The organism is Lentzea sp. NBC_00516 (assembly GCF_036346835.1).
In the GTDB taxonomy this organism is placed as follows: domain Bacteria; phylum Actinomycetota; class Actinomycetes; order Mycobacteriales; family Pseudonocardiaceae; genus Lentzea; species Lentzea sokolovensis.
Map to the genome: position 1 here is coordinate 7119449 of NZ_CP107840.1, position 14073 is coordinate 7133521.

Genomic DNA, 14073 nt, shown 5'->3' on the forward strand with positions numbered 1-14073 from the left:
CGCACCCTCACAGTCCGTTGGGCGTCATCGGCAGACTAGGGGCAGGTCCCCGAGCCCGAGAAGTCCTCTTCGGCGGAGCTGATCGGCTCTGCCGAACACCGCTTACCGCTCACCGTAAGACTTCCACCGGTGGGCGCTGTGACGTCCCGTTCCGGCATGAATCATCGCAATCTAGATTCCGGTAAGCGAGTGAGCACGGAGAGGAACGACCTAATAGTGGACAGCTCCTCCTCAGGCTCCACCTCCATTGTGGAGACGGGTGACACCGAATCCACATGGCGCGGCATGACCGGGCAACGTCGGACGTGGCAGATCAGCTGCGGCGACGTGGTCGACCGGGACCGCCAGCTCACCGTGAAGGTCGTTCAGGGCCAAGTGGTCCTGGTAGGCCCTCCCGGGGAGACGGCAGTCTTGTCCCACGACCAGCTCGTACAGCTCAGGGCTGCACTACGCGAAGCCGCCGACCAGGCGGAAAGGTGACGGTGACGTTTCGATGGACGCGATCCTCGGACAGGTTCTTCGCAACGCTGTGTGGGAACGCCTCGACCTGCTCACAGAGCTGGCGAGCCGCGCTGACGCCCCGTCCCTCCTGTCGGTGGCTCGATCCGAGCTCCCTCGGCTGACCGAGGGATGGCGTGCTCTGCTGGCAGCGCACGAGCCGGACGAGAAGGGCAACTGCCCTGAATGTTCCGGCCGCTGGCGCCAGCAGAAGTCACCTTGCTCGGTGTGGCGCGCCGCGTACGAACACCTGGTTGCGGGCGGACTCGCCCCGCGCCCGGCTCGCCATCTGCGCGAGGCCCCGGTGACTCCTCCTGTCACCCGGACCCGCCGCGCGGTGGCTCGAGCCCACTAACGGGCGTTTGCGACTGACCTGGCGTCCCCCCGACACGACCAGGTCTGCAAACCGCCTACTGACCGGTGGCCCGCGATGTGCGAACCCCCGACCGCTACATCGCGGGCCCCGGTCAGCTTTACAACTCCACAGATTCCCGCGGGCCGGTGACGTGCACCTTCCCTCCCCGACCGTCGTCGGTCCGCGGTCACCAACCACGGCCCTTGTCTGCACCTCCCGCGCAGACGAGGGCCGTTTTCATGTCTTCTAGCGGTGGGTGCCGGTCTTCCAGGCCAAGTAGCTGGTCAGACCTGGGAACAGCCGGCCGGAGATCTCGAATGCCTTGAGCTGCCACGGGAACAGGTGCTCGGCACGTTCCTTCTCCACCGCGTCGACGATCGCCTTCGCGCACTGCTCCGGCGTGACCGTGGGGATCATCAGCCGGGCGATGGCCGGGATCCGCTCCTCGGCGCCGGGATTGTTGGTGAAGTACTCGCTGGAGACCTTGCCCGGCACCACTTCGCTGATCCCGACGCCGGTTCCCCGCAGGTCGAGGCGCAGTGACGCGGTCAGTCCGCGCAACGCCCAGCGCGACGACTGGTAACCCACGCAGCCGGGGATCGGCAGCCTGGACACCGGCGAGTTCACGTTGACGATCCAGCCGGAGCCCCGCGACCGCATGGCGCCCAGGTACTCCCTGGTCAGCAGCAACGCGGCCAGGTACGGCACGGCGGTCATGGTGGCCAGTTCGTCCGCCGACGTGTCGTCGAGGAAGAGCCAGCGCCCGACACCCGCGTTGTTGACCAGCACGTCCGGCGCCGGCACCTCTTCCGCGAGTGCGCGAATCTGCTCGGCGTCCGCCAGATCCGCCGGATGAGCGGTCGCCGAGCCGCCGAACTCCTTGATCCGTTTGACCTGTAGATCGAGCAGTTCGGCGCTCCGGGCCACAAGGTGGACATGAGCGCCGTGGGCGGCGAACCGGAACGCCGCCTCCGCGCCGATTCCCTGGGACGCCCCCGTGACCAGAACCTTCTTGCCCGACAGCTGCATCAGACCACCGATCGCACTCGACTCATCAACACCGCGGCCAGCGTCGTCGCCAGCGCGGACACCGCGAACAGACCGCGGTAACCGCCCAGGTTGGCGAGGATCAACGCGGTCAGCAAGGGGGCGATGACCTGCGGCAACGCGTTGGCCACGTTGAGCACGCCCAGGTCCTTGGCCCGGTCGGACGCGGTCGGCAGCACCTGGGTGAGCAGCGCGATCGCGACGGCCCAGTACGTGCCGAAGCCGACGCCGAGCAGCGGGGAGGCGATCAGCACGGCGGTCCAGGTAGGCCAGATCACCAGGATCAACGCCGCCAGCGCCATCACGGCCGCGGCACCGTAGACATACGGCTTTCGACGGCCAGAACGATCACTCCGTGCGCCGAACAGCACTGCTCCTGCGGCGAGCGCCACCCCGTAGAGCGCCATGAGCACGAGCAGACCGTCCTCTGGCGACTCGTGGTGGACCACGTCACCGAGGAAGTAGAGGAGGTAGAGGGTGCCGAACGCGTTGCCGAGGTTGATCATGAGGTGCCCGCCCCACGCCCACGCGAAGTCGGGGTGCTGCTTCGGCGAGATCCAGAACGTCGGCTTGACCGGCTTGATGACGAGCTGCGTGTCCGGCGTGCGCAGGACGAAGAAGATGGCGCCGGCCAGCACGATGACCGCGCACGCCAGATAGCCGGCCTGAAGCCCGCTGACCAGCAGCGTCACCACGACCGCGCCCAGCACGGTGCCGAGCATCTGGCTGATTCCGATGAGCCCGCCGACCTGGGCCCGTTGCTCGACCGGCACCCGATCGGGCACCGCCGACGTCAATGCGGCGAGCATTCCGCCGATCCCCGCCTGCACCAGGCACCAGCCGATGGTCATCACGACCACCGAAGGCGCGTTCGCGAGCACGGCCAGGCCGACGGCGCCGACGACCGCTCCGGCCAGCGTCCACGGGTGGCGGCGGCCGAACCGCGAGGTCGTGCGGTCGGACAGGAACCCGATCAACGGCACGACCAGCAGCGACACCAGGCCGCCGAAGCCGGTGACGATGCCGAACACCAGCTCCTTGTCCGCCTTGTTCAGCAGCTCTGCCTGCTGCGGCAGCAACACCTGGATCGGCGCGTAGACCGCCAGCCACAACCCGAGGTTCGCGCAGAACAACCAGGCCATCCAGCCACGGCGAACCCGCACCACCGGCTCAGCGAGGGCTTCACTCACCGCTGATCACCTTTCTGTACCAGTGGAAAGAGTCGCGCGGCGTGCGTCGCTGCGTCTCGTAGTCGACCTGGACCAGGCCGAACCGCTGTGAATATCCGGCTTCCCACTCGAAGTTGTCGAGCAGCGACCACACGAAGTACCCGGCGACGTCCGCTGCCTGCGCGGCTTTGAGGTGTCCGTCGAGGTAGGAGACCCGGTCGGCGTCCGCGATCTCGTCGGGGAAGCTGCAGCCGCTCTCGGTCACGTGCACCGGCGGCAGGTCCGGATATCGCTCACGCAGTGCGTTGATCATCTCGGTCAGCCCGGCCGGCACGATCGGCCAGCCGAAGCCGGTGAGCGGGTACTCGTCGATCTCCGCCAGTTCGAACGGCAGCGGGTTGCCCTCGGACGGCGCCTTGAGCCGCGTCGGGTTGTAGTAGTTCACGCCGTAGAAGTCGAGCGGCTGGTGGATCGTGGCCAGGTCACCATCGGCGATAGGCAGAAGCTCGGCGACTGCGTCGGGATATCGGCCCGACAACATGGGGTCCGCGTAGATCCAGTTGTGAATTTCGCTGTAGGCCTCGGCCGCTGCTACGTCGTTCGGCCCAACCGGCCAGGCCGGCGTGTGGTTGTTCGCCGTGCCAACCGCTTGCGCGTTGTGCGAACGGAGCACTTCGACCGCACGGCCGTGAGCGAGGTTCAGGTGGTGGGCGGTGGGCAACGCGTCGAAGAGCAACGCCTTACCGGGAGCGTGCTCACCGATCGCATAACCCTGCAACGTCACCATCGCGGGTTCGTTGATCGGGATCCACATCTTCACGCGGTCGGCGAGCCGGTCCGCGACCAGCGCCGTGTAGTCGGCGAACCGGTCGGCGATGTCGCGGTTCAGCCACCCGCCCTCCGCTTCCAGTTCCAGGGGCGTGTCCCAGTGGTACAACGTCACCACGGGGGCGATACCGACGTCGACGAGCGCGTCGACCAGGCGGTCGTAGAAGTCGAGGCCCTCGGCGTTGACAGGTCCCTTGCCGGACGGCTGGATGCGCGGCCACGCGATCGAGAACCGATACGCGTTCACGCCGAGCTGCGTCATGAGCGCAACGTCCTCGCGCCACCGGTTGTAGTGGTCGCACGCAACGGAAGCGTCCTGGTTCTCGTGTACCGGAGAGAACTCGTCCCACACGGAGGGGCCGCGGCCGCCGGCGGTGAACGCGCCCTCGATCTGGAACGCGGACGTCGACACTCCCCAAAGGAAGTCGCTCATCGATCCTCCAAAATGTGAAACTTGTTCGGATCGTAGGCGTGTTGGCAGGTTCAGGGAAGTGAAAGAGCCGTACAACAGGCAAGATGGAAGTACCCGAACTACTGGGAGTCGCCGTGACGAGCACCACCCCGCTTCGCCGTCAGCCCGTCCAGCAGCGCAGCGCCAAGAGAGTCGAGCGCATGCTCGAGGCCTGCGCGACGCTCATCGACGAGGTGGGCTACGACGGCGTCACCACGACGTTGATCGCGGAAAGAGCAGGCGTGGCGGTCGGCTCGCTCTACCAGTTCTTCCCCGACAAGAGAGCCGTCGTGCAGGCACTGACGCTGCGCAACGTCGACAAGTTCTCCCTGGGCATCACCGAACGGCTCGAGCAGGCGACACTCGAGCACTGGTGGGACGCCGTGGACACGGTGTTCGACGTCTACGTGACGATGCACCGCGAGATCCCCGCGTTCGGGAAGCTGCACTTCGGTGACGTCGTGGACATGCGCCTGCTCGACGACCGCCGCGACAACAACGCCGTCATCTCCGACAAGATCTCGGAGCTGATCTCGGGCAAGTTCGGCATCCCGATGATCGAGGTCCAGGTGCCCATCGCGATCGCCGTCGAAGCCGCCGACGCCGTGATGAAGATGGCGTTCCGCAAGAACCCGACGGGCGACCAGGCGATCCTGACCGAAGCCAGGGCCCTGGTCAGGGGTTACCTGTCGTCGCGCCTGCCCGCCTAACCGAAGTTGCGGCGCTCGCCGCGGTACGTGGGCACGGTGCGCTCGATGCGGTCACCGTGCACCAGGTGCACCTCGTCGAACCGCTCGAACAGCTCACCGGCCTTGGCGTGCCGCATCCAGACGCGGTCGCCGATCTTCAGCTGCTCCGCCGCCTTGCCGGTGACCGGCGTCTGCACCTCGCCCGCGCCTTCGAGGCCGAGCGTCTTCAGCCCGGACGGCAGGTACGGCGACGGCTGACGGTCGGGAGTCGGCGTGCCGGACGCGATGTAGCCGCCGGCGAAGAGCGTGGCGACCCGCTTGGTCGGCTTGCGCACCACCGACAACGCGAACAGCGCCGCGGGTTCCGGCTTGAAGCCCTGGTAGCCGTCGAACAAGGTCGGTCCGAAGAGGCCGCTGCCGGCCGCGAGCTCGGTGACGGACGGGTCGGAGCCGGTCAGTTCCAGGCTTCCGGTGCCGCCGCCGTTGACGAACTCCAGGTCGGCGACCTGCCGGACCGCGCTGACCACGGCCGTGCGGCGGTGGATCAGCTCGGGCCCGGACTTGGACTGGATGAACCGGATCCCGAGCGCCCGCAGCGGCTGACCGGGCGGGTTGTCGCCCAGGCCGGCGATCTGACCCTCGTACGCCATGACGCCGACCAGCTTGAAGCCGGTGCGTTGCGTGATCTTGGCGGCCAGGGCCTTCGCCTGCTGCGGCGTGTGGATCGACGACCGGCGCGGGCCGATGTGCACGCCCGGCAGCGGCCGCCACGACACGTCCAGCTCCAGACAGACCCGGATGTCGGCGTGCGGACCGATGGCGGCGTCGACGAAGTCGAGGTGCTCGGTCGAGTCGACCATGATGGTGACGCGCTGACGTGCGGTTTCGTTGGCCGCGAGCTTCTGCAGCGACGCACGGTCGGCCGTCGGGTACGCCACGAGGAGGTCCTCGCTGACGTTCTGCTCCGACAGCCACAACGCCTCGGCCAGCGAGTAGCACATGACCCCGGCGTAACCGGGCCGCTCGAGCGCCCGGCTCACCAGCTCACGCACCCGAATCGACTTGCTCGCCACCCGGATCGGATGACCGGCAGCGCGACGGGCGAGGTCCGCCGCGTTGTGGTCGAAGGCATCCAGGTCGACTATCGCGAACGGAGGATCCAGATCCTTCGTCGCGGCATCGAGTCGAGTTCTGCGCATGCTCTGACGGTACGTGCTGAACCCTTGAAACGTGAAGAGCTTTCACTTACGTTACTCGCAGGTCACACTCTCTCGTGGAGGTTCGCGTGTGGACGAACTGGGCTAAAACGGCTTCGTGCACGGCGCGCGTAGTCCACCCGTCCAGCACGGATGAGATCGCCACAACGATCCTCTCCGCCTCCCGAGTCCGCGCGCGAGGCAGCGGCCACTCGTTCAACGACATCGCCGTCGCCCCAGAAGTAGCGCTTGACCTGGACCGATGGACAGGGATCGTACGCGCCGACGCGGAAACCGGTCTCGTGACCGTCCGCTCAGGCACTCCCCTGTGGGCCTTCAACGCCGACCTGCACCGCCTGGGCCTGGCAATGCCGAACCTGGGCGACATCGACGCACAGACAGTCGCCGGCGCAGTCTCCACCTCAACCCACGGCACCGGCGGAAAACTGGGCGTCCTAGCCACCGCGATCGTGGAACTGGAACTGGTCCTGGCCGACGGCTCGGTGGTGACCTGCAACCGCACCACCCGCCCAGACCTCTTCAACGCCGCACGGGTAGGCCTAGGAGCACTAGGCGTCATCAGCACCCTGACCCTCCAGTGCGTCCCGTCGTTCGTACTGCAGGCCTCAGAATCCCCCGGCCGCCTCGACGCCGTACTGGAACAGTTCGACGACCTCTGCGCCGTCGAGGACCACGTCGAGTTCCACTGGTTCACCCACTCCGACCGCGTGATCCTCAAGCGCAACAACAGGATCACCACCCCTGCGCGCCCCCTCTCAAAACTGAGGCAGGCGTGGGAGTACGAGGTGATGGAGAACACGGCGTTCGGCGCGGTCACCAAGGTGGCGAAGACCTTCCCGCGCTACACCAAGCGCCTCAACGAACTCTGCGGCTCCCTGATCTCCGAACGGTCCTATTCGGACTACTCGCACAACGTCTTCGTGACCCCAAGGCGAGTCCGCTTCGTGGAGACAGAGTTCTCCGTCCCCCGCGAAACCCTGATGGACGTGATCGGCGAACTCCGCGCCGTAGCGAACAAACTGGGCGACCGCGACCACCTAATCGTCCCGTGCGAAGTACGCATCGCCCAGGCAGACGACATCTGGCTCTCAACGGCAAGCGGCCGAGACACCGCGTACATCTCAATGCACCAAGCACTAGGCATGCAGTACAAGACTTTCTTCGACGCGTACGCGAGCATCGCGGCATCAGTGGGCGGCCGCCCGCACTGGGGCAAGATGCACGACCTGACCGCAACGGACCTCCGCCCGCTGTACCCGCACTTCGACGACTTCCTACGGGTACGCAACGAGGTAGACCCGAACCGAACCTTCACGAACGAGTACCTGGACCGCGTACTCGGCTAGAACAACCAGCCCACTCACAGCGAAGCCGAAGGCGAGCCGTCCTACCGAGCGGGCCCGGCGGTGGGGTCCCGTCACGAGTCGCACCACAGCTCTTGCTGCATGCAGGTAGGGGTGTCAACTCGACACGCTTTTCGTCGAGTTGACACCCCTACCTGCATGTGGCCCGCTCTTGGTGCGGCTCGTGACGGGACCCCACCGCCAACGCAACCCTCAAAGCAACAGGCAGCCGCCCAACGCAACAGGCGTGCCATCTACCTGCTCGTGGCGCCACCCCCCGATCAGATTGCCGGGGGTCTGGGGGCAGAGCCCCCAGGGGAAGCACCCAACGCAAGCTGGCCGCCCGCAAGGTGACCACCCGCAAGGCCGCCGCCCGCAAGGTGACCACCCGCAAGGCCGCCGCCCGCAAGGTGACCACCCACAAGGCCGCGCACAGCACCGGAACGCACCGATGACCACGCTGACGCAGGCGTCCCCCCGACCTGGGAACCCCTACATCACAACGTACTCAGCGCCCCCGACAAGATCAGAGAACAGCCCGAACCGCCTCGACAACAGGCGTCTCCCCGTTGACCAACTCCAGCGTCTTGCCGATCGTGTTGCGAGCGTTGAGAAGTTCCGCCAGCACAGCAGCAACATCCGCCCGGGTGACAGAAGCCCGAGGCAACCGAGGCGCACCCAAGGTGACCAGCCCAGTAGCAGGATCATCGACCAACGGCCCAGGCCGCAGGATCGTCCAATCCAGATCCCGAGCCTTCAAATCCTCCTCGGCCATCCCCTTGGCCTTCAAATACACCGCAAACCCAGCATCCACAGAAGGCGAGTCAGCGGACTCGATCCCCACGGTGGAAACCTGGACGAACCGCCGCACCCCAGCCTCAACGCAAGCAGAGGCGAAGAGCGCAGCGGCCCCGTAGTCCACGGTGTCCTTGCGGGCGGCACCAGATCCAGCGCCAGCCCCGGCGGCGAACACAGCCGCGTCAGCACCGTTCAAATACGCGGCGACCGAGTCCAGATCAGCGGACTCCAGGTCGCACAACACCGGAACGGCTCCGGCTTCCTGCACGTCACCAAAATGATCGGGGTTCCGGACCAGCGCGGTGGCGGCATCTCCACGGGTGGCCAGCTGCTGCTCGAGAAGCAGCGCGATCTGCCCGTGTCCGCCGGCTATCACTACTCGCATGGTCTGACCGTAGATCAGTGAGCGGCGACCAGCACGACTCGTGATCAGGACGCGGTGGCGAGCACCTGCTCGTAGACCAGTTCGTTGACCCAGCGGGTGATGGCGGTGTCCTCGGCGGGCGCGTTCTCCTGGCGGCCGGACACGTCGACCGAGAGGTCCTTCTCGTCGTCGGCCAGCAGGACGGAGACGCCGTAGCGGCGGACGCGCGGCAGGCAGTTCGCGAGGTAGTCGTGCGAGAACGCGACCGACTCCGGGAGGACGACCGCGGCGTTGCCGTAGCGGGCGAAGGGGACGGAGGAGGCCAGCGCGGTGCGCCAGTGGCGGGCGACGGCCATGACGCCGACGATGCGCACGGCGGCCGGCGGGACGCGGCCTTCCATCTCGGGCCACACCCAGGTGGAGACGGTGGTCTTGTCGGCCTCAGGGCCCGCACCCACGCACACGCGCTCGGCGTGAGCGTCGGCCAGGAGTTCTGCCACGACGACGACCTTGCGGCCCATCAGGACCATTTCGGGGAGAACCACGCCGTGCCAGCCGAGGCGGATCGCCGCAGCGGCTGCCAACTCCTCGACGGACGCGGGCAGTTCCGGAACCGGGACCGGGGTGGTCGACAGACCGTTCGAGGTGTCGAGTGCCGCGATCCTTGCTGGGGTGCTGCTCACGCCAGTGCCTCCTCGTCACCCGCGGCGGGAGATCCGCCGCGTTTCGACTCGTGCTCTGGATAAAGAATTAGCAGTAAGCGCGCGGCCCGCCCCCAGGCCACAGGACCCCCTGCGATCGACGGCGTCGACCGGTCGGTGACCGGTCGAGGAGTGGCGAGGGGAGTTCGGTCCTACGGTGCTGCCGTCTGGGTGACGTTAATCCGTATGGACGCACCAAAAGACCTGCTCAGGGTGTGTGCGCCAGGCGTGGGGGCAAAAAGCCGGTCAGCGGTACCGGTCACCGTCCGTCGACCGTTCACCGCGCCAGAACGACCACCTACATGATGATCACGGTCTTGCCGGGCCCGTGACCTGCGAAAACGTCGGTCGCCTCGCGCAACGGCACGCGTCGGGCGATCGGTACTTCCAGGTCCCCCGCCTGCACCATCGACGCCAGCCGCACCAACGTCTCGCGGGAGCCCTTCATACCGAAGTTCTGCCCCTGATCAGCGGAAACGTAGTTGGTGTTGAAGGCCAGTGGCGCGTAGCGCGCGTTCGCCTCGAACGACGAACGGTCGGCGCTGACGAGGTCGATCAGGGCGTCGGCCTCGACGAGGGTGTCGCCACGGCCGATGGGGATGACCCGCTTGCCCGCCGCACGCGCGATCTGGACGGCGAACGACCCCACACCACCGGAAGCACCGACGATCAGCACGGATTCCGCGGCCCCGAGCGACTCGACCAACTGCAAAGCGGTCATTCCCGCGGTCGGCAATGCGGCGGCGACCGCGGGATCCATGTCGTCCGGCAAGGGAGCCAACGCGTTCCCGGCCGGAACTGTGACGTACTCGGCGTATGTTCCGCCGCCGACAGGACGGTGGAAGAAGGTGCCGAAAATCCTCTCTCCGGAACCTTCCACCTCACCCGCACCATCAGTTCCGGGAACCAGCGGGAACTGATGAGGCGCGGAACTCCGGAGCATCCCGTTCACGACTTTGCGGTCGAAGGGGTTCACGCTCGCCGCGAACAACCGCACCTTCAACTCGTTCGGGCCCGCTACCGGCTCCGGAACCTCGACCAGCTCGAGTTCCGCACCGAAATCCGCCGCCGCTATCGCCCACATGCCGACCCCCGAACGAGTGACAGACATCACCTGTTGGATCAAGGAATCCGATACTGCCGGTTCAACGAAAGAACCCCCCTCGCGATTCCGCGAGGGGGGTTCCGTCTGTCTTTAGTATGGGCAAGGGGGGAGTTGAACCCCCACGTCCTTTCGGACACACGGACCTGAACCGTGCGCGTCTGCCATTCCGCCACTTGCCCCTGGAGACGTTGGAAACACTAGCACGCGCCGAAACCAGGTTCCTAATCGCCCCCTGTAGGTGCGGTCGTACCCGGATACGATCGGTACAGGAGCCCGGCCGAGCGGAACGAGCGGAAGGAGTCGACATGGGCCTGCAACGCTTCGAGCGCAAGCTGGAAGGTCTGGTCGGCAACACGTTCGCGCGCGTGTTCGGCGGCAGCGTCGTGCCCCAAGAGGTGGCACAGGCACTGCAACGGGAGGGTGACAGCAACATCCGCGAGCTCGCGGGTGGCAGACTGCTAGCCCCCAACCACTACAAGGTGCTCCTCGGACCTCAGGACCACGAACGTCTTGCGGGCGACGAGCAGGATGAACTACGCATCACACAGCTTCTCGCAGAGGGCCTGCGAGAGCACCTGGCCGAGTCCGGATGGGATACCTATGGTGACGTCGTAGTCTCCCTGGAGCGCTCCGAGGCGCTGCACACCGGACAGTTCCGAACCAGCTCGTCCGTCGACCCCGACGTGAAAGCGGCCAGCCGACGGTCAGCACCACCTCGCACCGCAGGAGACCGACCCATGAGCCAGCCTCCCGGCTACGGACAAGGACAGGGCCAGCCCGCCCAGGACCCTTATGGTCAGGGCGGCTACGGCCAGCAGGGCTACGACCAGCAGCAGCAGGGCTATGACCAGCAGGGTTACGGCCAGCAGCAGGGTTACGGCCAGGCGCAGGACCAGGGCTACGGCCAGCAACAGGGCTATGGCCAGCAGGGCTACGACCAGGGTTACGGCCAGCAGCAGGGCTATGGCCAGGACCAGGGTTACGGCCAGCAGCAGCAGGGCTACGACCAGGGTTACGCCGGCGGCCAGCAGCAGCCGGGCTACGGCCAGGACCAGGGTTATGGCCAGCAGCAGGGCTACGGCCAGCAGGGCTACGACCAGGGTTACGCCGGCGGCCAGCAGGGCGGCGGTTACGACCAGGGTTACGGCCAGCAGCCCGCCGGCGGTTATGACCAGGGTTACGGCCAGCAGGCGGGCTACGGCCAGCAGGGCGGCTACGACCAGGGCTACAACCAGGGCGGATACGCCCCGCCGGCCACCCAGGGCGCCAACCGTCAGCTCAACGCGACGTTGCACCTCGACGACGGTTCCAACCGCACGTACAACCTGAAGCAGGGTGGAAACGTCGTAGGACGTGGGCAGGAAGCCGACTTCCGCCTCCCGGACACCGGAGTCTCCAGGCGCCACCTGGAAATCTCCTGGGACGGGCAGAATGCGATGCTCGCTGATCTCGGTTCGACCAACGGCACCACGGTGAACGGCACGCCAGTGCAGACTTGGCAGCTCGCGGAGGGCGACGTCGTCCGCATCGGCCACTCGTCACTGGTTTTCCGCACCGCGGGCTAGAGGTCGATACGGGCGTCGGTAAGCAACTCAAGGCAGGAGCGGTTACAACCGGTGCCAGAGCTGGTGATGCAGCTGACCAGAGCGGGCTTTCTCGTGCTCCTCTGGCTCTTTGTGCTGGCCGCCCTACGTGTGGTCCGCTCTGATCTCTACGCAGCCTCAGGGCTCCGGGCGTCAGGTCTGCCTGGTTTCCGGAGGTCCGAGAAGTCGGCGAGGGGAAGCAAGGCGCCTCGGCAACTCGTGGTCACCCACGGGGCGCTGACCGGCACCCGAATCTCACTCGACGGCAGGCCGATCCTGATCGGCCGCGCTGACGACTCCACTCTCGTGCTGGACGACGACTTCGCGTCGACCAGGCACGCGAGGCTGTCCATGCGCGGCACCGACTGGTACGTGGAGGATCTCGGCTCCACGAACGGCACCTACCTAGACCGAGCCAAGGTCACCGCACCCCTGCGCGTACCTCTCGGCACCCCGATCCGCATTGGCAAAACGGTGATCGAGCTGCGCTCATGACCTTGGTTCTTCGATACGCGGCCCGAAGCGACAGGGGCCTGGTTCGCAACAACAACCAGGACTCCGTGTACGCGGGCCCCCGCCTGCTCGCAGTAGCCGACGGCATGGGTGGCCACGCCGCCGGTGAAGTCGCGAGCAAGGTGGTCATCGCCTCGCTGGCCCACGTCGACGACGACGAGCCAGGCGACGACCTCCTCGGCAAGCTGCGCGACGCGGTCGCAAGTGGCAACGGCGCCATCTCCGAGCTCGTGACGAGCGACCCGGACCTGGAAGGCATGGGCACCACGCTCACGGCCATCCTGTTCGCGGGCAACCGTCTCGGGCTCGTGCACATCGGCGACTCGCGTGCGTACCTCCTGAGGGAGGGCTCCTTCGCACAGATCACGCACGACGACACGTTCGTCCAGTCGTTGATCGACGAGGGCCGGATCACCCCGGACGAGGCCGCCACGCACCCGCAACGCTCGTTGCTGCTGCGCGCCCTCACCGGGCACGACTTCGAGCCCAGCCTCACGGTGCGCGAAGCGCGTGCCGGCGACCGGTTCCTGCTCTGCTCGGACGGTCTGTCCGGCGTCGTGAGCCTGGAGACGCTCGACGAGGCGATCCGCATCCCGGACCCGCAGGCCTGCGCGGACCGGATGATCGAGCTCGCGCTCAAGGGCGGCGGTCCTGACAACGTCACGGTGATCGTGGCGGACGTCCAGGACGTCGCTTTCGGCGACGACTACCCGATCGTCGGCGGCGCGGCAGGTGACGGCAGCGAGGACCACACTCCTCCGCCGGACTCCGCGGCCTCGCGAGCGGCGACGATCACGCAGCAGCGCCCGCCCATGCCGCAACGCATGGACGCGCCTCCCCCGCCTCCGCAGGATCCGAAGCGCAAGAAGCGCAGCGCCATCAAGGCGTTCGCGATCATCTTCGTGCTGCTCCTGCTGACCGCTGTGGTGGCTGTCGGCGGCAAGCTGTGGCTCAACACCCAGTACTACGTCGGCGCCACCGAGGACGGCCAGGTCGCGATCTTCCGCGGCCTCAACGGCACCGTCGTCGGCTTCAAGCTGTCGTCCAAGGTCGAGGACTCCTGCCCGCCCGGATCCACGGGCTGCACCCCGATCACGCTGAAGGACCTGCAGGAAGCCGGTCGCAAGACCATCACCGCGGGCATCCGCAGCGACAACGGCCTCGACGGCGCGCGCGCCGCGGTCCGGCTGCTGCGCACTGAACACATGCTGCCGCTGTGCAAGGACACGTCGTCGACGTCGACCAGTACGACGCCCTCGACGACGCCGTCCACGCCGAGCAGCAGCCCGTCGAGCAGTGCGTCCGGCACGCCGCCCACCAACGGTTCCCCGAACCCGGAGACCGGTTCCACCGAGCCTTCGCTCACCCCCTCCCAGCAAAAGCCGGGTGTGGAATGCCGGGAGGGTCCGTAG

The 14073-nt window shown here is 67.0% G+C and carries 14 protein-coding genes and 1 tRNA gene; 7 read left to right on the forward strand and 8 right to left on the reverse strand.

What is annotated here, in order from left to right; genetic code table 11:
• Positions 1-189 precede the first annotated feature (189 nt).
• Together OG205_RS32445 and OG205_RS32450 are read left to right on the forward strand one after the other, a co-directional pair.
• Positions 190-480, forward strand: coding sequence for a hypothetical protein (locus tag OG205_RS32445; protein WP_307790106.1), 291 nt, complete (start codon positions 190-192; stop codon positions 478-480).
• 13 nt (positions 481-493) lie between these two features.
• Positions 494-853 (forward strand): hypothetical protein, encoded by a 360-nt coding sequence (locus OG205_RS32450; RefSeq protein ID WP_035909125.1) that lies wholly within the window; start codon positions 494-496, stop codon positions 851-853.
• A 246-nt stretch (positions 854-1099) separates the two neighbouring features.
• Here OG205_RS32450 and OG205_RS32455 read toward each other — a convergent pair whose 3' ends face one another.
• From OG205_RS32455 to OG205_RS32465, 3 genes are read right to left on the reverse strand one after another with little or no spacing between them, the layout of a single operon-like run.
• Complete coding sequence (locus OG205_RS32455) at positions 1100-1882, reverse strand: SDR family NAD(P)-dependent oxidoreductase (RefSeq protein ID WP_330271747.1); 783 nt, start codon at positions 1880-1882, stop codon at positions 1100-1102.
• The gene (locus OG205_RS32460) at positions 1882-3042 is read right to left on the reverse strand and encodes an MFS transporter (RefSeq protein ID WP_330278277.1); all 1161 of its coding nucleotides are present in this window, start codon (positions 3040-3042) and stop codon (positions 1882-1884) included. The genes OG205_RS32455 and OG205_RS32460 overlap by 1 nt, the downstream gene beginning before the upstream one ends.
• A gap of 40 nt (positions 3043-3082) precedes the next feature.
• On the reverse strand, positions 3083-4330 hold the full coding sequence (locus tag OG205_RS32465) for a GH1 family beta-glucosidase (RefSeq protein ID WP_330271748.1): 1248 nt from the start codon (positions 4328-4330) through the stop codon (positions 3083-3085).
• 83 nt (positions 4331-4413) lie between these two features.
• Here OG205_RS32465 and OG205_RS32470 point away from each other — a divergent pair, with 83 nt between their 5' ends.
• Entirely contained in the window at positions 4414-5058 is a 645-nt protein-coding gene (locus tag OG205_RS32470; RefSeq protein ID WP_442916608.1) for a TetR/AcrR family transcriptional regulator, read from the forward strand.
• On the opposite strand, the gene OG205_RS32475 is transcribed toward OG205_RS32470, so the two are convergent.
• Entirely contained in the window at positions 5055-6236 is a 1182-nt protein-coding gene (locus OG205_RS32475; protein ID WP_330271750.1) for an amino acid deaminase/aldolase, read from the reverse strand. The genes OG205_RS32470 and OG205_RS32475 overlap by 4 nt on opposite strands.
• 74 nt (positions 6237-6310) lie before the next feature.
• Between OG205_RS32475 and OG205_RS32480 the strand changes: the two genes are divergently transcribed.
• The gene (locus tag OG205_RS32480) at positions 6311-7600 is read left to right on the forward strand and encodes a D-arabinono-1,4-lactone oxidase (protein ID WP_330271751.1); all 1290 of its coding nucleotides are present in this window, start codon (positions 6311-6313) and stop codon (positions 7598-7600) included.
• A gap of 523 nt (positions 7601-8123) precedes the next feature.
• On the opposite strand, the gene OG205_RS32485 is transcribed toward OG205_RS32480, so the two are convergent.
• The 4 genes from OG205_RS32485 to OG205_RS32500 all read right to left on the reverse strand — a co-directional run bounded on the left by OG205_RS32485 (position 8124) and on the right by OG205_RS32500 (position 10744).
• A complete protein-coding gene (locus OG205_RS32485) occupies positions 8124-8780 on the reverse strand; it encodes an NAD(P)H-binding protein (protein WP_330271752.1) in 657 nt (218 codons plus the stop codon).
• A 44-nt stretch (positions 8781-8824) separates the two neighbouring features.
• Entirely contained in the window at positions 8825-9442 is a 618-nt protein-coding gene (locus OG205_RS32490; protein ID WP_330271753.1) for a hypothetical protein, read from the reverse strand.
• A gap of 316 nt (positions 9443-9758) precedes the next feature.
• Positions 9759-10571 carry an NADP-dependent oxidoreductase gene (locus OG205_RS32495; RefSeq protein ID WP_330271754.1) on the reverse strand — a complete coding sequence of 271 codons (813 nt, stop codon included), beginning with the start codon at positions 10569-10571 and terminating at the stop codon, positions 9759-9761.
• Between the two features lie 90 nt (positions 10572-10661).
• Positions 10662-10744, reverse strand: a tRNA-Leu gene (locus OG205_RS32500).
• Between the two features lie 126 nt (positions 10745-10870).
• On the opposite strand from OG205_RS32500, the gene OG205_RS32505 reads away from it, so the two are divergent.
• The 3 genes from OG205_RS32505 to OG205_RS32515 are packed head-to-tail and all read left to right on the forward strand — an operon-like array spanning position 10871 to position 14073.
• The gene (locus OG205_RS32505) at positions 10871-12130 is read left to right on the forward strand and encodes a DUF3662 and FHA domain-containing protein (RefSeq protein WP_330271755.1); all 1260 of its coding nucleotides are present in this window, start codon (positions 10871-10873) and stop codon (positions 12128-12130) included.
• 51 nt (positions 12131-12181) lie between these two features.
• Positions 12182-12643 carry an FHA domain-containing protein FhaB/FipA gene (locus OG205_RS32510; protein ID WP_030465595.1) on the forward strand — a complete coding sequence of 154 codons (462 nt, stop codon included), beginning with the start codon at positions 12182-12184 and terminating at the stop codon, positions 12641-12643.
• Positions 12640-14073, forward strand: a complete 1434-nt coding sequence (locus tag OG205_RS32515) for a PP2C family protein-serine/threonine phosphatase (protein ID WP_330271756.1) — start codon at positions 12640-12642, stop codon at positions 14071-14073. Before OG205_RS32510 ends, OG205_RS32515 begins: the two co-directional genes overlap by 4 nt.